The following is a 20,445-nucleotide window of genomic DNA, read 5'->3' as shown; positions in this document are numbered from 1 at the left end:
TTGAAACTGACCCATCGAAAAACAATGAATTTCAATGGACCGCCCCCACATGAAACCAATTGTTTACTAACGTAACAAAAACATCACGAAAAGGTAGGGAAAGAGGAAATTCAGCGCGTTAAAAATTTCGTCAGCGTACCGGCCCCTGGAGGCAAGAAAAAAGCCGCGGAGTTCTCCGCGGCTTTTTGTGATGTTCGGTCGGGGAAGGCGCGCCTCGTGCGCGGCGCCCTTCCGATGTCCGTTTTGGCGCTTCCCGGTCAGGGCTGGCTGCCGGGCCCCTTGCCTTCGTCCTTGGCCCTGATCTCGGCCCGCTTGATCTTGCCGCTGATGGTCTTGGGCAGTTCAGGCAGGAATTCCACGATGCGCGGATATTTGTAGGGAGCGGTCACGCTTTTCACGTGGTTCTGGATCTCCTTGACCAGCTCGGGGGAAGGCTCGTACCCGGGGGCCAGCACCAGGGTCGCCTTGACCGCCTGTCCGCGCTCGGCGTCGGGCACGCCGGTGACGGCGGCCTCGATCACGGCCGGATGGGTGATCAGGGCGCTCTCCACCTCGAAGGGCCCGATGCGGTAGCCGCTGGACTTGATGAGGTCGTCGTTGCGGCCCAGGAACCAGAAATAGCCGTCCTCGTCGCGCCAGGCTTTGTCGCCGGTGTGGTAGTAGCCGCCGAACAGCACGGACGCTGTCTTTTCGGGCTCATACAGGTAGCCCTCGAAAAGGCCCAGGGTCTTGCCGTCGCCCAGGCGGATGCAGATTTCGCCCTCCTCACCCGGCGGGCAGACGTGGCCCTTGGCGTCCAGGAGCACGATGTCCCAGCCTGGGCATGGCTTGCCGATGGACCCCGGGCGCACGGGCATGTTGGGGAAGGCCGCGATCTGCAGGGTGGTCTCGGTCTGGCCGTAGCCTTCGAAGATGGTCAGGCCGGTGGCCTTCTTCCAGGCGTGGAACACGCCCTCGTTCAGGAGCTCGCCCGCCGTGGTGCAGTGGCGCAGCTTCGAAAGGTCGAATTTCGTGAGGTCCTCGCGGATGAGGAAGCGGTAGATGGTGGGCGGCGCGCAGAACACCGTCACGCCGTGATCGGCGATCACCTGAAGCAGCTCGGCCGGGACGAACTTGCCCCGGTAGTCCCAGGTGAACACGCAGCCTCCTGCGATCCACTGCCCGAAGAACTTGCCCCACATGGATTTGGCCCATCCGGTGTCGGCCACGGTGAGGTGCAGGTCGCCGGGGCGCAGGTCGTGCCAGTAGACACCGGTGGTGGTATGCCCCAGGGGGTACTTGTGGTTGTGCACAACCATCTTTGGCATGCCGGTTGTGCCGGAAGAGAAGAAGATGAACATGACGTCGTCGCCGCCGGCGCTGTCGGCCGGGCGGGGGAACTCAGGGGAGGATGCGGCTTCCAGCGCCTCGTAGGCGTGCCAGCCGGGCAAGGCGGGCTTTTCGCCCACCCGGATCAGGTGCTTGAGCGTGGGGCAGGCGGCTTTGACCGCATCCACACGCTCCATGAAGTCCTCTTCGGCCACGCAGGCCTTGATGCCTGCCTTGTTCACCCGAAATTCCACGTCGTGGGCGGTGAGCAGGTGCGGCGAGGGCACAGGCACGGCCCCCAGCTTGTTCAGGGCCAGCACCGCCACCCAGAACTCCACGCGCCGCTGCAGCACGATCATGACCTTGTCGCCCTTGGAAATGCCAAGGGCCTTGAAGGCGTTGGCCAGACGGCTGGAGCCCTGGCTGAAGAAAGCCAGGTCGAGGTCGCGGCGCGTGCCGTCCGGTCCTACATGCACCATGGCCGGGCGCGAAGGGTCGGCCTTGGCGGCGACGTCCAGGAAATCGAAGGCGAAATTGTAGTCGGGGGGGACATCGACGGCGTACTGGCCGGAAAACTCCTCGAAGGATTCGTAATGTTTGAATTCAGGCAGCATTCTCGTCCCCTCCGCTAGATGATGACGTCCAGGAAAACGGCCTCTTTGCCGTCCAGGGCCCGCATGGCGTGCGGGATGGTCGAACTGAAATAGAGGCTGTCCCTGGGCTCGAGGATCTCGGTCTCCTTGCCCAGCATGACTTCCATGCGGCCTTCGAGCAGGAAGATGAATTCCTGTCCGGCGTGCTGGTTGAACTCCAGTTCGCCGGGCTCGCGCGGCGGCACGGTGACGATGAAAGGCTCCATGGCCGGCCGGTTGAAGCGGTAGGCCAGGGCCTGGTATTTGTAGGCCTTGCGGCGGGTGACGGAGAGCCCGTCGCCCTTCTTCACCAGGCTATACTGATGGAGCTTGGCCTCGGATCCGGTGATGAGGGCCGTGAGGTCCACGCCGGTGGCTTTGGCCAGGGCGTAGAGGTAACTGACCGGCACGTCGCGCGTCCCGGTTTCGTAGGCAAGGACGTCCTCGGCCGGGACGCCGAGCCGGCCGGAGAGATCCTCGGGGGATAGGTTCAAGACGTCCCGTAGGTCCTTGATGCGCCGGGAGATGTCGCGGTCGAAGGATGTGGGATGGCTCATGTGGTCCTCCTTGGCGTGTGTCCGGGCCAAATATCCCATATCGGTCAGGAATACGAGCATTTTTCACACTCTTGGGGCTTGCCGAATGGGCTAGCCGTCTTATATGAAGTGTCGGCACATCCCTGGGGGCGCACTGGTTTCGACGGGGATAGCGACGACAAGGTTGCAGGCCGAGGTTCCGCGAGGCCTCGTTAAACACGCGGAAAAAAAGATAATCGCCAACGATTACGACTACGCCCTGGCCGCTTAAGGCCAGCCTCCCTCTGACCCACGCCTGGTAAGTCGGATGCGGGGGACACCCCACCAAGCTGGCGCTTGCAGTTGGCCGTTGCAGCGAGCGTGAGAACTTAAACGGTCTGGATTCGGGACGCCCGGCCGGAAGGCACGTCCGAATTGAGATCAATTTCCGGCCTACGCCTGTAGATGCTTTGCCCGAGCGTTCTCGGACGGGGGTTCGATTCCCCCCGCCTCCACCAACAGGACTTCCAGCACAGTCCGACAAAGTCCACATCCCCCAGGAATTTCAAGGAAAAGGCGGTCCGTAAGGGCCGCCTTCGTCCGTTTTGGTCCGTTGACAGCCAAAATATTTGTGAGTAACCCTGCGAGTAACGCGGGCATGAGACACAAGGGGTTGTGAGTAACAAGCTCAATCCACAGCCTTACTGCCCCCCCCGCCTATCGGAGGTTACTCACATGGCGCTCACCGACTTGGCCGTGAGAAACGCGAAACCCGGTCCCAACCTCATCAGGATCGCTGACGACCGAGGGCTTTGCCTAGAGGTGGCCCCTGCCGGGGGGAAGCGCTGGCGCTTCCGCTATCGCTTCAACGGCAAGCCCAACATGCTCTCCCTTGGCGTCTACCCTGACGTCAGTCTCAAGGAAGCCCGCGAGCGCCGCGATGAAGCCCGCCGGTTACTCACACAGGGCATCGACCCTGCTCAGGTCCGAAAGTCAGCCAAAGCAGAAGAAGCTGAAGACGCCGAGACCTTCGAGCGCATCGCGCGGGAGTGGTGGGCCAAGTTCCAGCCTACCTGGAGCGAGGAACATGGCGCTCAAATCCTCCGCCGTCTCGAATTGAACGTCTTCCCCTGGATCGGTTCGCGGCCCATCAAGGAGATCACCGCCCCCGAAATCCTGACGCTTGCCCACCGCATCGAGTCGCGTGGAGCCCTGGAGATGGCGCACAGGACGATCCAGGGATGCGGCCAAGTGTTCCGTTACGGCGTCGCCACAGGTAGATGCGAGCGCAACCCCGCCGCCGACCTTCGCGGGGCACTTCCTCCAGTGAAGGAAAAGCACCACCCGAGCATCACGGACCCCAAGGCAATCGCCCCTCTCCTCCGGGCCATGGACAATTACCAGGGCTCGCCTATCACCGCCTGTGCCCTGCGACTGGCCCCGCTCGTCTTCGTGCGTCCCGGCGAACTCCGACATGCCGAATGGGCCGAAATCGACCTGGAGACGAAAGAGTGGCGCATCCCCGGCCACAAGATGAAGATGCGCGAGCAGCACATCGTCCCCCTGTGCACGCAGTCCGTCGCCATCATTGAGGAGTTGCGTCCCCTCACCGGCCACGGGAAATACCTTTTTCCGTCGATGCGGACCCTGGAGAGGCCGATGTCCGAGAACACGGTCAACGGCGCACTTCGCCGCTTGGGCTACACCAAGGACGAATTGACCGGCCACGGATTCCGCAGCATGGCCTCTACACTGCTCAACGAACAGGGATGGAATCGAGACGCCATTGAACGCCAGCTTGCCCATGCCGAGCGCGACAACATCCGGGCGGCATACAACTACGCAGAGTTCCTGCCCGAGCGAAGGAAGATGATGCAGGCTTGGGCGGACTACCTGGACGGCCTCAGGGCTGGCGGCAAGGTGGTCCCGATCCACCGGGAGGCCAACGGCTAACCCTGCCCACCTCGGCGGAAAGTGTACCGTCTGGGACGGAGGCGGTCAGCCGAGAGAATTTGTTCCTGCAAAATAAAGGTGATAGAGCGATGCGCTACACGCAGGCAGCGCAAAATATCCGCTAAAGTACGGATCGGGTCCGTGAAAGTACGAATCGGGCAAGGCTCACGCCCGCATAGCCAGTGACCTCATCATTTTTGGCTAAACAGGGCCGTTTCTTCGCTCAAGATGCTTTTCGGAACATGGAGAATCAGACAACGTCGTGGCCGTCGCAGACCAGTTGTAACTCGGTAAGCCCGGAAATTTTCTACTGCACCTATGACGGATTTTGCTCGATGCGGTTACATTATATAGCAGTCATCCGCCGCTCAGTTCCGTCCAAATTTCAATATCGCATCTTACGCCGCCTTGATCTACACGAAGTAAATCAGGAGTTTATTGCCTCTATAGATGCGCCCGTCAGACATACGCTAGCCCTCTTCTTCGACACCAAGGGAATTATGGATGAAACTTCCTTGTCCCTGGACTGGTCCGAGCGTCGTGGGATCGCGGCCATGATCCGGGACATGACGGGCGACTTGGAGAGCTTAGGGGGGCCATCTCAATGAGTTGCACAGCGCCCCCGATGCCGTGACCAAGGAGGCCCGGCACTAAAACCCGCTACACTTCCTGAACTTTTTTCAAGACCCTGGCCCTCGCCTGGGTCTTTTCTTTTGTCAAATCAGCATATTGGACGGACATGGGCGGTGGCGCGTTTTGTATGTACCGCGCCCATAATACTGCTACGATCCGGATCATTCGCTTCAACGAGAGCGGCAATTTCAACATAGGGAATTCATCAAAATGTACGATGAAATTTTTGGACGTAATTTTCATGCATGGAGAAAGGAAATGAAGGTCACGATGAAGGACGTAAGCAAGGCGCTCCAAGTTCCGGTGAGCACACTAACCGCAAGACTAAATGGCTACATCCCTCTGAGGGATGAAACGAAAGCAGCCTTGGAGCAGTTTCAAAAGGAGTACGGCGAGTAAGATGAGCCAGATTTTCGATATCGAACACGGCCAGGGAGAGCGATTCCTCCGGGCCAAAGAAGTTTGCAGCCTCCTCGGCATCAGCAAATCTACCCTCTACAAATTTATCGGGGAAGGCAAGTTCCCGGCCCCTAAGAAGCTTGGCACTCGGACTTCGGTCTGGCTCAGTTCCCAGGTGTATGCCGTGATGCAGGCTATCATAGGCGGCGAGGCAGCGTAAACGTGAAAGAACAGAACGCTCCTGCACCGGGTGGGGCCGAGAAAGAAGATACGGCAGAGGGGTCGCTTAAACGAGCTTTGCAAGGCATCCGGATTGTTACCGGAAAGGAACTACTGGCGAAGGAGTTCCCGCCGACAGAATACCTGGCCCAAGGTCTCATTGCCTCTGGAACAACTCTGCTCTGCGGAGACCCTAAAGTCGGAAAGTCTTTGGTAGCCCTTCAACTAGCCCTCTGCATAACGGAAGGCAGTATTTTGTTTGGAAATTACGAGTCGCAAATTCGTGGGAAGGTACTCTACTTTTGTCTTGAAGACGGACAGAAGCGCCTAAACAAGCGCATGAAGGAGCTTGATGTCGAAGACGAGTGGGCTGATAATTTGTTGATCGTCAACAAAGCCCCTAGATTGGGGCAAGGATTTGAAGATGTTCTTGAATCAATACTCACTGACGATCCTGACATTATGTTGGTCATCATTGACCCACTCGTTCAGATTCGCCCGATTTCTGGAGGTAACAGTCCCTATCGTGAGGACTACGCAGCTATACAGAGCGTCCGTACGATCCTGGAGGCACATGGTGTTTCTGGCCTAATCGTTCATCACCTCCGCAAGGAGCATGGCACGGGCGAAACCTCTCCCCTCGCCAGGATCAGCGGGACTCAGGGCCTTGCCGGTGCGGCGGACCACATCTTCATTATGGCCGGGGTCAGGGGCAAGAAAGCGGCAACGCTCCATCGTATTTCTCGCGACGACGATGAACTTGCAATCGGCCTTGAGCGAGAGGGGGTATTGTGGAACCTCGCTGGCGATGCCGTGAGCGTGACCCTCTCGCCCGCTCTTCGCCCGGTGTATGATTGCGTGGCCACTTCAGAGAAGCCAATCGGGCCAACAGAGATTGCCAGGATCATCGGAAAGTCAAAAGGTACGGTTGGCGAACAGTGCAAGACCCTTATGAAGGGAGGGGTGTTTGATGAGTTTGACGGCAAGTATGCCCTGGCTTCCTGAAACACCCGAACGAGCCGAACAGGGGCCAGGAAGCAAGACAGGACAACGGTTTCCCCGTTCGGTTCACGCCCGAACCCTAGCCGAACAAGTCGAACAGGACTCCACATCCCGTTCGGTCGCGTTCGGGTCCGTTCGACTCACTCCCGAACAAGGAAAGCTAGTAGTAGTGTGGGTTAAGGGACAGTGTTCGGCTGATTCGGTAGTTTTTGGACCAGGGGGCCATCATGGGCAGTAGCTTCCCCTACGTCCCGCTTCGGATCGTGGTGGATACCCGCGAGCAGCACCCATACGCTTTCGAGAAGTACCCAGAAGCGGAGATCATCCGGCACGGGCTCAAGACGGGCGACTATTCCCTGGCTGGCTATGAAGATCGCATGGCCCTGGAGCGGAAGTCCCTGGATGACCTGATAGGATGCCTGACGACTGGCCGGGATCGCTTCGAGCGAGAACTTGAACGGGCCAGGGCGTTGGACCTCTTCGCCGTCATCGTGGAGGCTTCAGTTGAAGACGTGAAGCGAGGGAGATACCGGAGCAAGCTCAACCCCCATGCTGCACTTCAAAGCGTCATCGCCTTCCAGGTCCGCTATGGCACCTCTTTCGTCTGGGCTGGCTCGCGGGCCGGTGGCGAGTACATGGCCTATGGGCTACTGGAGAAGTACCGGCGCGAGAAGGAGGGCCATGGTGAAGCCCTTGCTGCATCGGGCACGGAAGGGGCCAGCAAGAGAACAAGAGCCGCACGGCGAGAACGCATGGACAACTGAAAAACGAAGAGGCCGGACCCTTAACGGAATCCGGCCTTTCTCTATGCGAGCATGGCCCACGCTGATGCGATTTTTAGTACATAGAAGCTCATCTTTCGCATCTTAGCTTGGGAAGCCATGTCTCAGGTCGTGATGCGTGCCAGGATGAAGGAAAGAGTGTCGATGCGCTGGATATGATAGGCAGTAGGACAGACACACGCATCCTTTTTACATACCGGACCGCAGTGGCATTACATGGGAATGAACCTCCCCATCCTCAGTCGCCTTCACCCTGAATCCCAGGGGCCAAAGTGTTTGTTTCCAAGGCTTCCCGGACGTATCCAGCTATGCCCACGATGGTGAACTTGCCAGACACTTCCACGTTGCGGGTGTCTCTCCAGTTCGCGTGATGCTTCAAGGTGAAGATGGCCCCGGCAGTCGTCTTGCCTTGATGCAGTGAAATTTCAAGGGCGTCTTCTATGCGCTGGCGCGCCCTGAATACTACCCCATGAAACGGGTGGGATGGGTTCTTGTACTCGTCCAGGGCGTCGGGTGAACGAAAACCAAGCCAAGCGGTGAGGCCAGTATACGTTGCCGGTTTCCGGTCCTCTCCTCGGTACTCGAAATATAGCTCTATGGCGGCTTCAAGGTCCATGCAATTGTTGTAAAGCGGTTCACGTCCAGCGACGTAACCTTTTCGGCCTTTGACGGTTGCGCCGGGAACATTCCAGCGTGTGGGGTAAAGTCGATTGTTCATGCCCGATGACGGATGATGACGGTTGTTGACAGATCAAAAAAAAGACTTTGGAGGCATCCCGAGCGTCTCGTTCGCTTGCGGTCGTAGCCAGAGCATGCCATGCAGAATGGGCCTCTTCAAGACATGGCGCGCACAGCACTCATTAGCGCTGTGCATCGGCACACCTCTAGCATTGCCTCCTCAGCTAGCCAGAGTGTTCGGTCGAACAGGGGCCACTTTACAATGGTCCTTCCGGGGGGCTCTTCCGCGTGCTTTTGCTTGTTGACCTATCCGTTGCCGTTGTTTTCTATGTCACGAATGATTTTTTGGATAAGTACGGATGTTCTTTTGAACAGCGTCTTATTCTCATGATCCTGGCTGGCGTAATGCTTCTCGACAATCTCATTCACGACTGATGAGTTGCTTACCCCTTTTTCTCCGGACAATTTCCGGTTCGTAACCTCTCTTGTTATACGTAAGAAATTCATTGCTCGCATTGAGATGGTCATTTTGCGGCAATCGTGGCTCCCTTCGTTGTTTCCGTCGATATTCATAGCCTGACCCCTTTTACTTTCCGCATTGTATAAGGAGCCTTTCGCTCAATGTAAATAGTATTGTTTGTTGTAAACACGACTAGTATATTATGTGACAATGTGAAAATTCGTAAATATGATTACTGCAAGAAAGACACACTCAACGAGTCGGATGGAAACTGTTGTTTGTGGTGTGATCAGATTGCGGTCAATGCCCGCTGGTTCGTGGTCAGACAACGGCAAACGGTCAGTTCCTCGACGACAGCAGCCGACAGGTGCCGTCACAAAGCCCGGCTGTCCATATCATTAATACAACCATTCCTCGTGGCTCACCGGCAGACGGTTGAGCTGCTCCCGGTAGAACCGCCACTTCGGCATGAGCCGGTCCATGAGAGCGACGAAGCGCGGGTTGTGCGTGGGTTCCAGCAAGTGGGCCAGTTCATGGACGACGAGATACTCCAGGCAGTCCTTGGGCTTCTTGGCGAGGTCGGTGTTGAACCGGATGCAGCGGGTCGCCGGGTTGCAGCTCCCCCATCGGGTCTTCATCCTGCGCACGAAAAATCGCTCGACCTGCACCCCGATGCGCCTCTCCCATTTCTTGATCAGCGGAGGAGCCGCCGCTTTCACCTGGCCCCGATACCACCCATCGACAATCGCCTGACGTTTTTCTTCATCCGTTCCGGGTCGGACTTTCAGGGTCATCGTGCGGTGTTCAAGCTCGACACGGGGAGCCTCATCCACTTCGACCACTCGCATAAGGTAGCGCCGCCCCCAGAGGAAATGGCTCTCCCGTTCAAGATATTCGCGGGGGGTCTCCCGTTCCTGGTCACGGAACTTCTTCTGCTGCTTCCTGATCCAGTCGAGCTTCGAGATGGTGAAGACGCGGATGGTGTCCAGGTCCATGCGCGACGGGGCGGCAACGCGGACCTTGCCGTGCGGGGGGTAGACGCTCAAGTGGATGTTCTTGATGTCCTTCAGCACGACGTCCACCTCAATATCTCCGAGGTTGATCTGAGTGACCATCAATACTCGCCCTGCGCCTTGATGATGAGGAATATGCGCTCCACCTCTGCCTTGTCGCCATCCAAGAGCGGCAGCAGCGCCGCCTTGATGATGTTCTCCTTGGCGAGGTGTCCCCGCCAGCCATCGGGGCGCGTATCCTTAATCGTGTGGTCCAACTTCAGGGCCAGCTCCTCATCCTTATTCAGGTTGTTGTACAGCGCCCGTCTGCCCGGCGTGTCCAGCGTCTTCGGCGTCTCTTCCGATTGCCCGGCCTCGACCTGCTTTGCCAGCGCGGCGATACGCTTCAGGTACTCCTCGTATTCGATGGCCTTCGCCTTGCGGGCGGCGATGATTTCGTCCAGCAGCTCGGACATCTTCTCGTAGTACTCCGGGTCGCTCAGGTGCTCCTTGATGATCTTGCTGCGGACGTTGTTCTCGATGGTCTCGGCCACGGCGTTCTTGTTGCCCTTCATCCCGGCGAGGCGCTCATTGATGGCCTTGGCGATGCCGGTCTTCACGATCAGTTCCAGCAGGCCCATATTGTCGAAGGGGGAAATCGGCCTCGGCATGTCGGCTTCGATGTAGGTGTCGATCAAGTGCCGCATGTCCGCCTCGTAAGCCTTCAGGTCAAGCTCTTCCCCACTGGCCTTTCGCACAACATCCCGGACTTTCAGGAAGTGATCCAGTTGCTGCTTGATGCGGCTGATGTCGGCTGCCGTGTACCCTGCGGGCTCCATCTCGTCGGCAATATTGGCGTAGGCGCGGATCAGCGCCACCGTGGCCTTGTAGAGCGCGGCGCGTTGCGGCTCATGCTCCTTCAAGTCCGATGCGATCTCAGTGTTACCGCAGAAATAGTGGATATGCTCCAGCTCCCCTTTCGGCGGCTTGACCGGTTCGCATAGCAGGATGATGGATTCCAGGGCGGCATCGAGCCGTTCCTTACCTGTCTTGAGGCGGTCGTGCAGCAGCACTTCGGGACTGGCCCCTTCCGCACTATGATCCAGTTCGGAGGTGTAGACCGCGATGGCGTTTTCGACCTTCTTGAACAGGTCCTTGTAGTCAACGATGTAGCCGAAGCTCTTGTCGTCGCCGTCCAGCCGGTTCGTGCGGCAGATGGCCTGGAACAGGCCGTGATCCTGCATGGATTTGTCGATGTAGAGGTATGTGCAGGACGGCGCGTCGAAGCCGGTCAGCAGCTTGTCCACCACCACCAGCAGCTTCATGTTTGCCGGTTCCTTGATGAACAGCTCCTTGGCCCACTCTTCGTAGGTCTCGGTCTTAGTCATGCCCGGCTTCGCTTCGACATCCTTAAGCAGCTCAGTGTAGGTCTTGTAGATGAACTGCTTGTCGGTTTCCGTGTTCGCCCCGGTCTCTTCCTTGGTCACATCCTTCGTCAGCGGGTTGTAGGAGGTCACCACCGCGCATTTGTTCTTGAAGGTTGATGCCTGGAAAAGCGTGAAATACTTGCACGCCTCGAAGATGCTCGATGCCACGAGGATGGCGTTGCCGCGATGATCGGACAGGCGGGGCTTCAGGCTGAAGTCGTACTCGATGTCGTCCACCACCCTTACCATCCGGGACTTTGACGAAAGCACATGCTCCATCGTGCCCCAGTGCTTCTTCAGTTCGTCCTTCTGCCAGTCATTGAGAAATTTCGTCTTGGCGTCGAACAGCATGTCGATCCTGAACCCAGAACCAAGGCGCTGGTCGATATCCCGCGCCTCATAGAGCAGGTCCAGCACGACCCCGTCCTCTACGCCCTCGCTGAACTTGTAGGTGTGGATGTAGCCGCCGAACACTTCCAGGCTGGTCTGCTTGTCCTTCTTCAGGAGCGGCGTGCCCGTGAAGCCGATAAACACGGCATTGGGCATCATGGCCTTCATCACCCGGTGCAGCTTGCCGGTCTGCGTGCGGTGGCACTCGTCCACGAAGACGAACACCTCGCCCACGGTCTGGCTGGGCTGGGCTTCCAGTTCCTTGATGAAGGCATCGAAGTCGTCCACGTCCTTGCGGCCAAACTTGTGGACCAGGGAGCACAACAGGCGCGGCGTGGCCTGCCCGAGCTGGGTCATCAACTCCCGTCCGCTGCTGGTACGTGTGATCGGTTCTCCCGCTTCCATGAAGACGCGCTCAATTTGCTTGTCCAGCTCGTCGCGGTCGGTGATGATCGCCACGCGGGCGTGGGGGTTGTTTTCCAGAATCCATTTCGCCAGCAGCACCATCACGATGCTCTTGCCGCTGCCCTGAGTGTGCCAGATGATGCCGCCCTTGCGTTCACGGACATGGCGTTGCGCGGCCTTGATGCCGAAATACTGGTGGACGCGGGGGAGCTTCTTCATGCCGCCGTCGAAGAGCACGAAGTCGTGCATCAGCTCGATCAGCCGGTCCTTGCAGCACATCTTCAGCAGGTACTTGTCCAGCTTGTACCGGCTGTTGTCCTGTTCGTCTTCCTTCCACTTCAGGAAGTACTTCTCCTCTGTGCCGACGGTTCCGTACTGCATACCCTCGGAGTCACTCCCCGCGAAGATGAACTGCACCGTGCTGAAGAACCACGCGTTGAACTCGGGACGCTGGTTGGACAGATTCTGGCGGATGCCGTCGCCGATGGTGGTGCGGCTGTTTTTCAGCTCCAGCACGCCGATGGCGATGCCGTTCACGTACAGCACGAGGTCAGGACGCCGCTCCAGGTTGCCCTTGAGGGTCACCTCCTCCGCGATGGCGAAGTCGTTCTTCTGCGGCTCCTCCCAGTTGATGAGGTGGACGGTCTCAGTGGGCTTGCCAGCTTCGGTCTTTACTGAAACGCCGTAGCGCAGCAGGCTGTAGACGGCCTGGTTGTTCCCGTAGAGGCTGCGCCCATGGTTGTTGGCCTCGGTGCGGAGCAAATGAATGGCTCTGCTGATCTGGGAAGAGGTGTAGCCGCACTTCTTCAGGTGGGCGGTAAGCAAACCCTCCTCGACGTTGGTGTTGCCTTCACGGTCTGACCAGTCGCCAAGGTAGCTGTAACCCAGCTCATCGCGGAACAGAGCGATGACGCGGTTTTGGGTGACGCGCTCGGATTTGCCGATGTCGCTCATATGAGTCGGATTCTCCCGGTAAGAAGTTCCTGCATCATCCCTTGCTTGATCTGGCGGGCTTTGGAGAGCTTTGACTCCAGAGCGGAGAGTTCGGCGTCCATGTCGGAGAGGACGGTGGCGATAGCGGCTTGTTCTCTGACGGGCGGGATATAAAATTGTAACTTATTGAGCGCGGCGAGGTTGACAACTTTCTGCGCAGAACCGGCACTAGGTGCAAGTACCATATTTCTGCCATCGGTCGAGTTTAGAAAACACACAAGGAAATCCGGTACAACTTGTTCGTTGCATCTCAACAAGCCAACTGCACGGGAAATGTTTGACCCAATTAGCTCGTCAGGGACTTTCGCAGAAGAACCTGGGTATCCGACCAAGGCTATCACAACATCATCTTTCTCCAGCTTTGTCCTCGAATATTCATTCGATTTTTCGTGAGCAACCATTGGTAGGTCCGTGGCGATGTGGCCGTCGTCTATGTCTCCACCTCGGAGCATCTTGATCCCATTCTGGATAAATCTTCCTGCTGTTACAATGCCATACGTAGCGTTTAGTTGCAGCAAGTCTCGCATACGCACTTCCTTCCATTCCCCACTAAACCCCGGCAACCGCTTCTTGCCGGTCAGCAACTCCTGCATCGCTCCCTGCTTGATGTTCCGTTTCTTGGCGATGAGCTGCTCCAAGGATTCGATGAGAGCATCAGCATCGGAGAGTGCGGCGGCGATGGCTTCTTGTTCGGCCTTGGTGGGAGGAAGGGCCATAACATATTCAGCCAGCTCCAACCTGTTTATCTTCGGCATCCCACTGCGGACAGACACGGACTCTGCATACTTTGAGAAATGATATCCAAGGATGACGGCAAACACGAACCCCGAAGAAATGTCGACTTGAGGCTTCAATGGGTACATATCCGCACTGCAAAGACCCTCAAAGTCGGATAAAATTGCCTTTCTCAAGTACGGTCGAATCTTACTATAAACTATATCGTTCACCGAAAATGCGTACTTCCCGCTGATTGCGCGCTGATCCCCAGCAGTTTCTTTTTTCAACAACCGCCCGCTGCCACTCTCAATATGATCTGGAGCTACGAGTATCATTGAGCGGTAAGGCTCATGCTTGGGGTCCACTTGACCGTGAGCGACTCGAACGACGGACAGCATAGGTCGAAGTTGCCAATCCTCCGGGATCACCCCGACCTCTGTCTGCTTGTAGCCGGGCTTCACGTCCATGAGAAACCCATCCTCTCCAGGTGCTTGTTCACCCTCTCTTCGAGTTCAGCCACGCGGCTGACCATCTGCGGCAGCGAATTTTCATACCGTTCCGCCAGTTCCTTCACCCGCTGGGTGAGCGACTGGCTGACCCGGTCCATCTCGCCATGGATCGCCCCGTCCAGGGCAGCGAGCCATTTATCGTCCACCACCAGCGTCTGGACATCGGTCTCGGTGAGCCTGGGGTATTTCGTGTAAGCCTTGGCATCGAGTTCAGCCTCGGTATCCTTGAGGCGCTTCTTCAGTTCTGCCTTCCGCTCATCCAGTCTCAACCACTGCCGCAGCACGGCGGCTTCTTCCTTGGCTTCTTTGTCGCTCTTGATCTCCTTGAGCCGGGCCTTCACCAGGGCTTTGGAGACCTTCCCCTCTTTGCCGTCCTTGCCCTCATCCCTAGCTTCAGAGAGCACTCCGTCATCGCCCCCGTGCTCCTCCTCCAACTCGGCCATGCTGGCGCTGACAGTCTCCAGGTCGGCTGCGAGCTGGTCAACGGCCTCCTGCTCATTGGCGAAATAACGGGCCACAACCAAGCCCTTGGGCACAAGGTCGCAGGTCCACCCCTTGTCCTTCTCCTTGCCCTGCTTGTTCTTCACGATGATGCGGCTGGTCTCGGCCTTCCACCCGTCAGAGGCGATGAGGTAGCAGTCGTCCTGCATGGTCTCGGCCCAGTAGTTCATCAGGTGCTGGTAGACGTCGTAGGGATCAATGAGCGGCTTGCCGGTATAGTGGGTGAGCAGGTCCTCGGCCAGCGCGGTGATGACGTCCTTCGGGTGGCAGCCGACCTGCAACTGCTTCAACGTTGCGGCGCTCTTCCGCCTCCAGGCGTCGAAGTGGGCGTTCATGCCGCTGATGAAGTCTGCGAATTGGGGGTGCTCGTAGATGGCCGACTTGATGTCGGCCTTGTCCACGGCAAGGTCCAGATAGCCGGGGCGGTTGTCCTTGAACAGGGCCTGCTTGAGCTGCGGGCAGACGTCCCAGTAGCGCTGGAGGGCGTCCACGTCGGCAACCGGGATGCCGCCCTTCAAGTGGCCCTCGATGTCCTGGAGGTCCTCGGCCTGCTGGCTGTCGATGTAGCGCGGCAGATTGAGGTTGAACTCGTTCTTCTCGATCTCCTCCACTGGCACCATGCGGGAGTATCTGGGGACCTCGATGCACTTGTTGAAGACGTCCACGATCTTGTGGATGTCCTGGTCGCGCAGGCGGTTCTTGGGGCCATCCTTCATGAAGCCAGAGCTGGCGTCGACCATGAAGACACCCTTGCGGGCATGGGCGTCCTGCTTGTCCACCACCACGATGCAGGCAGGGATGCCCGTGCCGTAAAACAGGTTCGCGGGAAGGCCAATGATGCCCTTGATGTAGCCCTTTCGGATGAGCGCCCGGCGAATGTCGGCTTCTGCGTTGCCCCGGAACAGGACGCCGTGCGGCAGGATGCACGCGCCCTTGCCCGTGCTTTTGAGCGAGCGGATGATGTGCAGCAGGTAGGCGTAGTCGCCCTGCTTGGCAGGAGGCGTGCCGAACGGCTGGAAACGGTCGTAGGGATCGTGCAGCGGGTCGATGCCGGTGCTCCAGCGTTTGTCGCTGAAGGGCGGGTTGGCGACCACGAAGTCGAAGGTCTTAAGCGTCTCGCCTTCCTTGAACCGTGGGTCGGCCAGGGTGTTTCCCTGCACGATGCTCGCGGTGGGGTTGTCATGCAGGATCATGTTCATGCGGGCCAAGCCGCTGGTGGCGGAATCCTTTTCCTGGCCGTACAGCGTGACCTTGGCGCTGGCCTCGTCGCCCACCTTCAGAAGCAGGGAGCCTGACCCGCAAGTGGGGTCGTAGACCGTTGTGGTGGTGGTCGTCTGGGCGTCACGGATGCCGATGATCTTCGCCATGATGCGGCTGACCTCGGCAGGGGTGTAGAACTGGCCCTTGCTCTTGCCACTCTCCGTGGCGAAGTGACGCATCAGGTATTCGTAGGCATCCCCAAGAATGTCGTCGCCGTCTGCCCGGTTCTTCGAGAAATCGAGCGCCTTGTTCTCGAAAATGGCGACAAGGTTGGTGAGCCGATCCACCTTCTCCTTGCCGTTCCCGAGCTTGGTGGCGTCGTCGAAGTCCGGCATGTCGGAGAGCTTGTTGGCGTCGGCCAGGGGGGCGATGATCTTCTTGTTGATCTGGTCGCCGATGTCCGACTTGCCTTTGAGGGCCACCATATCCGCGAAACTGGCACCCGCAGGGATGGTGATCGGCGCATATGGCTGGCCAGCGTATTTGTCGCTGATATACTTGATGAAAAGCAGGACGAGGACGTAATCCTTGTACTGGCTGGCATCCATGCCGCCGCGAAGTTCGTCGCAGGATTGCCAGAGAGACGAGTAAAGTTCGGACTTCTTAAGAGCCATCTTACCTAAATCCTTAATTTTCTCACAATGGAATCAGATGGGCGGCAGCGCTTGGCCGCAACCAGTCACGGCGTTAGGCAAATCCCATTGGCCCGAGGCTGTCAAGAATTATAGACGGTTGGCAGATTGTCTTGAGATGGTGGGACAAAAGCACTTGGCGAAGGGTTCGAGTATCGTCATTCCAGGTGACACTGCGGACGTTCCATCAGCGACAACACCGTGGAGGTGACCCAGGGCGGGGGTGTGGGTGCCCCCCCACGGCAGAGACCGGAAACGGGAGGGGACTACAATACCCTAAGGTTGAGACCGAAACCTAAGGCAAATTTCAGTGAATATCTGGCCTCAGAATCGCGCCTATGCCCCGGAGATGAGTAAGGGCAAGGCCAAGAATCATGGGAGCGGTTTTGTCGGCGTTTGTGATGGATAGTTAAGACAGTCGCAGAGTCTCTGTCCGGAAGTTGCACCTGAAACTTGTCTGGGTGGATGGGACCCTGAGGCGGGAGGCGGGGGAGCAAGGGGGGGTGCTGATTCTCCCGGCAGGCGAAGGCGCTTCGACTGAAAATGCCACGGCCCGAGTGGAGTCCGGGGTGGGGTCGGTTCAACGCGCTTGCCCCATGCCTGACAGGGGGGCTGACGCGTTGCTGAACTAAAACAGCTAACACCCCGGCCTTAGAATGCTTCGAGTCGCTGTAGCATGGATGAAGTGCCAGGACGAGGGAGCCCAAGCGGTCCTGGAACGATCTGTTGCCTATAAATCTGAGCACATCGAAGTCCCCGTCCGGACGTTACGTACTGAAACTTGTCCGGGTGGATGGAACCACGGATGCCCTCCCCCCTCGGAGCCCCCCCCAGCCTAGTTTTCTTGCCGAACCGGGAACTCTTCCTTGTTCAGGGTCAGACGCAAAATTGGCGGCAGCACACCAAGCCTGTGAGTAAGATTGTGAGTAGCTCAACGGACAACCACAGGAAAATCGACTATCCACGCACGTCCCCAGACATATTCGATTCCCCCCGCCCCACCAAGAGGACTTTCAAGGAAGTCCGACAAAGTCCAAAACCCCCAGGAATTTCAAGGAAAAGGCGGGCCGCAAGGTCCGCCTTCGTCCGTTTTGGTCCGTCGCCCCCACGATTCCGGGCAACCGGCCTGCGCAACCATTCCAAACGACAAACGATTTCGATTTACACTAGGCCTCAAATTCTGGTATGAGTTGGAGTGGAAATATAAGACGTATGAAAACACCATACCAGTACAATTATTTTAATTTTTCATTTTGATCTTCACTTATTACGAAGGACTCGCGAAATCACTTACAAGATTTTCGCCCGTATATCACATGGCTTTACAATACAACGTACTGCATATTTTGAATTAGCAACACCTTTAATCACACTATGAATAAACTTTCAGGAGGATCATCATGAAGCTGACTCTCAAGCTCTCTCTGGCGTTTGGCGCAAGCACTCTGCTGATCCTGATTCTTGGTGTCATAAATATTTATTCCATGAAATCCATGAGCCAGAGCATCAATGAACTCGGCTCAAACTGGTTGCCCAGCGTCAAGGAACTTGGAAACATTGAACGCCATTTCTCGTCAACTAGACGTCTTCTTTTGTTGTATTTTCTTACTGATTCAAATGATGTAAAGAAAGAACAGGAAAAAAGACTTAACGAAGCAAGCGTAAATCTTGATGCGGCAATCAAACTATATGTTAAACTGATAAGCAGCGACGAGGAAAGGAAGATATTCGAAGAGTTTCAGAAGTACTCAAAAGACTACTTTGCGTTGCAGGACAAGGCCCTCGACATGGCAAAAAACAACCGCATGGATGAAGCTGTCAAGCTGGTGGCGACTGGAATGCGGTCAACGTACAATCCAGCAGCCGACGCCCTCACCAAAGGAATTGACATCAACGACAAAGGCTCCGCAGCCGAGGCCATCAACGGGCAGACCGCCTATGAAAACGCCAGGATGCTTTCGATCATCCTGCTTGTCACGGCGGTGGTCATCGGAATCCTTCTCGGCATCTTCATCCCCCGCTCCATCGTGCTGCCCCTGGCCAAGGGAGTGGCCTTCGCCAACCGGCTCGCCGTGGGCGATCTGAGCCAAAAGCTCGAAATCGAGTTGAAGAACGAGATCGGCACCCTGGCCAACGCCCTTCGCAATGTGGCCGAGGCCGAAAAAAACGTCGCCGCCCTGGCCCAGCAACTGGCAGAAGGAGACCTGCGCGCCAACGTGCAACCTCGCTCGGACCAGGACATTCTGCTGCAGTCGCTGGGCAGCATGATCAAACGCATTTCCGACGTGGTGCACGAAATCCAGGAGGGAGCCCAGAACGTGGCCTCCGGCAGCGAGGAACTCTCCAGCACCGCACAGTCCCTCTCGCAGGGATCCTCAGAACAGGCGGCCGCAGTCGAGGAATCATCCTCGTCCATGGAGGAGATGTCCTCCTCCATCATCCAGAACGCAGACAACGCCAAGCAGACCGAGACCATAGCCGTCCAGGCCGCCCGCGCCGCCCAGGAGTCCGGGCAAGCCGTGAACCAGACCGTCGAGGCCATGACCAACATCGCCGGCAAGATTTCCATCATTGAGGAAATCGCCCGGCAGACCGACCTCTTGGCCCTCAACGCCGCCATCGAGGCAGCCCGGGCGGGCGAGCACGGCAAGGGGTTCGCGGTGGTAGCATCCGAGGTCCGCAAGCTCGCCGAACGCAGCCAGGAAGCGGCGGGAGAGATCAATCAGCTGAGCACGGAAAGCATGGGTGTGGCCAAGAAGGCCGGGGAGCTTCTGCAGAAGCTGGTGCCCGACATCCAGAAAACCGCGCAGCTGGTCCAGGAGATAGCCGCGGCCAGCCAGGAGCAGGGCTCCGGCAGCGCCCAGGTGAGCAAGGCCCTGCAGCAGCTCGACCAGGTTATCCAACAAAACGCCTCGGCCTCCGAGGAACTTGCTTCCACGGCCGAGGAACTCTCGGGCCAATCGGAGCAACTCCAGGGGACCATCGATTACTTCAAACTCGACGACCACGGCGTCATCCGCAAGCCATCCAAGCGCCGGGTGCTCGCCGCCGGCGCGTCTCCGCTCTCCAAGCAGCCCGCCGGGCGCAAGGGCAAGAGCGGGGTCAGGCTGGACATTGGAGAAGAAACCTCCGAAGAAAGGCTCTCGGAGTTCGAACAGTTCTGACGCGTCCTTCCAAACAAGGGAGATTAAGTATGACCGACGCCTCCGAATCCAAGACGAGCACCAGCCTGAGCTTCGTTCTGGACAAAGAGCTCTTCGCTCTCGACATCGACAGGGTCCGCGAAATTCTCGACTTCGCCGAGATCACCCGCATTCCTCAAACGCCCGAATACATGCGCGGCGTCGTGAACCTGCGCGGCAACGCCATACCCGTGATGGACATGCGCCTGAAATTCGGCATGGGCCGAACCGAACAGACCATACATTCGCGCATCGTCATCCTCGAGGTTCCCATCATGGGGGAGACCACCGTCATCGGCGTCATGGCCGACGCGGTGAAGGAGGTCTTCGAGCTGGACCGGGACCAGATCAAGCCCCCGCCGAAGATGGGCACCACGGTCAACACCGAATTGATCAAAGGCATCGGCCGTTACCGCGACCAGTTCATACTCCTGCTGGACGTGGACAGGGTTTTCTCCGACGAGGAACTCGTCGCCGTGTCCTCCACGGTAAAAGCCGAAAGCGAAGAAGCCCAAGACGCCGACACGGCCGCGGATGCGGTCCAGGCCACCTAACGGAGTGCAGCATGCCCATGGAATTCAAGCCCAGGTGCACGGTGGACAGCGCGTCGGACATCCACAAGGAACTCATGCAGGCCCTGGAAGCAGGTGAGGCCCTGACCCTGGATTTCTCGACAGTCCGGGAGATCGACCTGACCTTTTTCCAGCTCCTCGCCGCGGCCCAGCGCTCCTTCGAGCGGGCCAGTGTTCCCTTGCACTTCACGGCGACGCTGTCCCCCGAACTTGCGGACAAGGCCCGGCTGACGGGATTCGACTTCCTCGTGGCCACGCCGGGCCTGCCCGGCGAGGAGATGTGA

General features: G+C 57.9%; 15 protein-coding genes and 1 other RNA gene. 8 read left to right on the top strand and 8 right to left on the bottom strand.

What is annotated here, in order from left to right; all coding sequences use genetic code 11:
* Window positions 1–257: 257 nt before the first annotated feature.
* Window positions 258–1,922 carry an AMP-binding protein gene (locus ML540_RS15230; RefSeq protein ID WP_243363072.1) on the bottom strand — a complete coding sequence of 555 codons (1,665 nt, stop codon included), beginning with the start codon at window positions 1,920–1,922 and terminating at the stop codon, window positions 258–260.
* A gap of 14 nt (window positions 1,923–1,936) precedes the next feature.
* Window positions 1,937–2,497: a helix-turn-helix domain-containing protein gene (locus ML540_RS15225; RefSeq protein ID WP_243363070.1), complete on the bottom strand. Its 561-nt coding sequence runs from the start codon at window positions 2,495–2,497 to the stop codon at window positions 1,937–1,939.
* Between the two features lie 124 nt (window positions 2,498–2,621).
* Between ML540_RS15225 and ssrA the strand changes: the two genes are divergently transcribed.
* The 5 genes from ssrA to ML540_RS15200 all read left to right on the top strand — a co-directional run bounded on the left by ssrA (window position 2,622) and on the right by ML540_RS15200 (window position 7,425).
* Window positions 2,622–2,973, top strand: a transfer-messenger RNA (tmRNA) gene (gene ssrA / locus ML540_RS15220).
* A gap of 217 nt (window positions 2,974–3,190) precedes the next feature.
* Entirely contained in the window at window positions 3,191–4,408 is a 1,218-nt protein-coding gene (locus ML540_RS15215; RefSeq protein WP_243363067.1) for a tyrosine-type recombinase/integrase, read from the top strand.
* A gap of 1,033 nt (window positions 4,409–5,441) precedes the next feature.
* A complete protein-coding gene (locus tag ML540_RS15210; protein ID WP_243363058.1) occupies window positions 5,442–5,660 on the top strand; it encodes a helix-turn-helix transcriptional regulator in 219 nt (72 codons plus the stop codon).
* A 2-nt stretch (window positions 5,661–5,662) separates the two neighbouring features.
* Window positions 5,663–6,664: an AAA family ATPase gene (locus tag ML540_RS15205; RefSeq protein ID WP_243363056.1), complete on the top strand. Its 1,002-nt coding sequence runs from the start codon at window positions 5,663–5,665 to the stop codon at window positions 6,662–6,664.
* 224 nt (window positions 6,665–6,888) lie between these two features.
* Window positions 6,889–7,425: an ERCC4 domain-containing protein gene (locus ML540_RS15200; protein ID WP_243363054.1), complete on the top strand. Its 537-nt coding sequence runs from the start codon at window positions 6,889–6,891 to the stop codon at window positions 7,423–7,425.
* A 256-nt stretch (window positions 7,426–7,681) separates the two neighbouring features.
* Here ML540_RS15200 and ML540_RS15195 read toward each other — a convergent pair whose 3' ends face one another.
* The 6 genes from ML540_RS15195 to ML540_RS15170 form a co-directional block, all read right to left on the bottom strand.
* A complete protein-coding gene (locus ML540_RS15195; protein ID WP_279343488.1) occupies window positions 7,682–8,161 on the bottom strand; it encodes a terminase small subunit in 480 nt (159 codons plus the stop codon).
* A gap of 266 nt (window positions 8,162–8,427) precedes the next feature.
* Window positions 8,428–8,694 carry a hypothetical protein gene (locus ML540_RS15190; protein WP_243363048.1) on the bottom strand — a complete coding sequence of 89 codons (267 nt, stop codon included), beginning with the start codon at window positions 8,692–8,694 and terminating at the stop codon, window positions 8,428–8,430.
* A gap of 285 nt (window positions 8,695–8,979) precedes the next feature.
* Complete coding sequence (locus tag ML540_RS15185) at window positions 8,980–9,696, bottom strand: M48 family metallopeptidase (protein WP_243363046.1); 717 nt, start codon at window positions 9,694–9,696, stop codon at window positions 8,980–8,982.
* On the bottom strand, window positions 9,696–12,749 hold the full coding sequence (locus ML540_RS15180) for a type I restriction endonuclease subunit R (RefSeq protein WP_243363045.1): 3,054 nt from the start codon (window positions 12,747–12,749) through the stop codon (window positions 9,696–9,698). The genes ML540_RS15185 and ML540_RS15180 overlap by 1 nt, the downstream gene beginning before the upstream one ends.
* Window positions 12,746–13,972 carry a restriction endonuclease subunit S gene (locus tag ML540_RS15175; protein WP_243363042.1) on the bottom strand — a complete coding sequence of 409 codons (1,227 nt, stop codon included), beginning with the start codon at window positions 13,970–13,972 and terminating at the stop codon, window positions 12,746–12,748. Before ML540_RS15175 ends, ML540_RS15180 begins: the two co-directional genes overlap by 4 nt.
* Entirely contained in the window at window positions 13,963–16,389 is a 2,427-nt protein-coding gene (locus ML540_RS15170; protein WP_243363032.1) for a type I restriction-modification system subunit M, read from the bottom strand. Before ML540_RS15170 ends, ML540_RS15175 begins: the two co-directional genes overlap by 10 nt.
* A 1,418-nt stretch (window positions 16,390–17,807) precedes the next feature.
* On the opposite strand from ML540_RS15170, the gene ML540_RS15165 reads away from it, so the two are divergent.
* The 3 genes from ML540_RS15165 to ML540_RS15155 are packed head-to-tail and all read left to right on the top strand — an operon-like array spanning window position 17,808 to window position 20,445.
* Complete coding sequence (locus ML540_RS15165) at window positions 17,808–19,571, top strand: methyl-accepting chemotaxis protein (protein WP_243363030.1); 1,764 nt, start codon at window positions 17,808–17,810, stop codon at window positions 19,569–19,571.
* Window positions 19,572–19,600: 29 nt separating this feature from the next.
* Window positions 19,601–20,143, top strand: a complete 543-nt coding sequence (locus ML540_RS15160) for a chemotaxis protein CheW (RefSeq protein WP_243363028.1) — start codon at window positions 19,601–19,603, stop codon at window positions 20,141–20,143.
* A gap of 11 nt (window positions 20,144–20,154) precedes the next feature.
* Window positions 20,155–20,445 carry an STAS domain-containing protein gene (locus ML540_RS15155; protein ID WP_243363026.1) on the top strand — a complete coding sequence of 97 codons (291 nt, stop codon included), beginning with the start codon at window positions 20,155–20,157 and terminating at the stop codon, window positions 20,443–20,445.

This window comes from Fundidesulfovibrio terrae, from assembly GCF_022808915.1.
GTDB lineage: Bacteria > Desulfobacterota > Desulfovibrionia > Desulfovibrionales > Desulfovibrionaceae > Fundidesulfovibrio > Fundidesulfovibrio terrae.
The sequence above is the reverse complement of the archived record's forward strand: the minus strand, read 5'-3'. Positions and strand labels throughout refer to the sequence as shown.

What these genes read in the sequence shown, in the direction of transcription:
- ML540_RS15230 (WP_243363072.1), bottom strand. Translation starts at nt 1,922, where the DNA reads ATGCTGCCTGAATTCAAACATTACGAATCCTTCGAGGAGTTTTCCGGC.
- ML540_RS15225 (WP_243363070.1), bottom strand. Translation starts at nt 2,497, where the DNA reads ATGAGCCATCCCACATCCTTCGACCGCGACATCTCCCGGCGCATCAAG.
- ML540_RS15215 (WP_243363067.1), top strand. Translation starts at nt 3,191, where the DNA reads ATGGCGCTCACCGACTTGGCCGTGAGAAACGCGAAACCCGGTCCCAAC.
- ML540_RS15210 (WP_243363058.1), top strand. Translation starts at nt 5,442, where the DNA reads ATGAGCCAGATTTTCGATATCGAACACGGCCAGGGAGAGCGATTCCTC.
- ML540_RS15200 (WP_243363054.1), top strand. Translation starts at nt 6,889, where the DNA reads ATGGGCAGTAGCTTCCCCTACGTCCCGCTTCGGATCGTGGTGGATACC.
- ML540_RS15195 (WP_279343488.1), bottom strand. Translation starts at nt 8,161, where the DNA reads ATGAACAATCGACTTTACCCCACACGCTGGAATGTTCCCGGCGCAACC.
- ML540_RS15190 (WP_243363048.1), bottom strand. Translation starts at nt 8,694, where the DNA reads ATGAATATCGACGGAAACAACGAAGGGAGCCACGATTGCCGCAAAATG.
- ML540_RS15185 (WP_243363046.1), bottom strand. Translation starts at nt 9,696, where the DNA reads ATGGTCACTCAGATCAACCTCGGAGATATTGAGGTGGACGTCGTGCTG.
- ML540_RS15180 (WP_243363045.1), bottom strand. Translation starts at nt 12,749, where the DNA reads ATGAGCGACATCGGCAAATCCGAGCGCGTCACCCAAAACCGCGTCATC.
- ML540_RS15175 (WP_243363042.1), bottom strand. Translation starts at nt 13,972, where the DNA reads ATGGACGTGAAGCCCGGCTACAAGCAGACAGAGGTCGGGGTGATCCCG.
- ML540_RS15170 (WP_243363032.1), bottom strand. Translation starts at nt 16,389, where the DNA reads ATGGCTCTTAAGAAGTCCGAACTTTACTCGTCTCTCTGGCAATCCTGC.
- ML540_RS15165 (WP_243363030.1), top strand. Translation starts at nt 17,808, where the DNA reads ATGAAGCTGACTCTCAAGCTCTCTCTGGCGTTTGGCGCAAGCACTCTG.
- ML540_RS15160 (WP_243363028.1), top strand. Translation starts at nt 19,601, where the DNA reads ATGACCGACGCCTCCGAATCCAAGACGAGCACCAGCCTGAGCTTCGTT.
- ML540_RS15155 (WP_243363026.1), top strand. Translation starts at nt 20,155, where the DNA reads ATGCCCATGGAATTCAAGCCCAGGTGCACGGTGGACAGCGCGTCGGAC.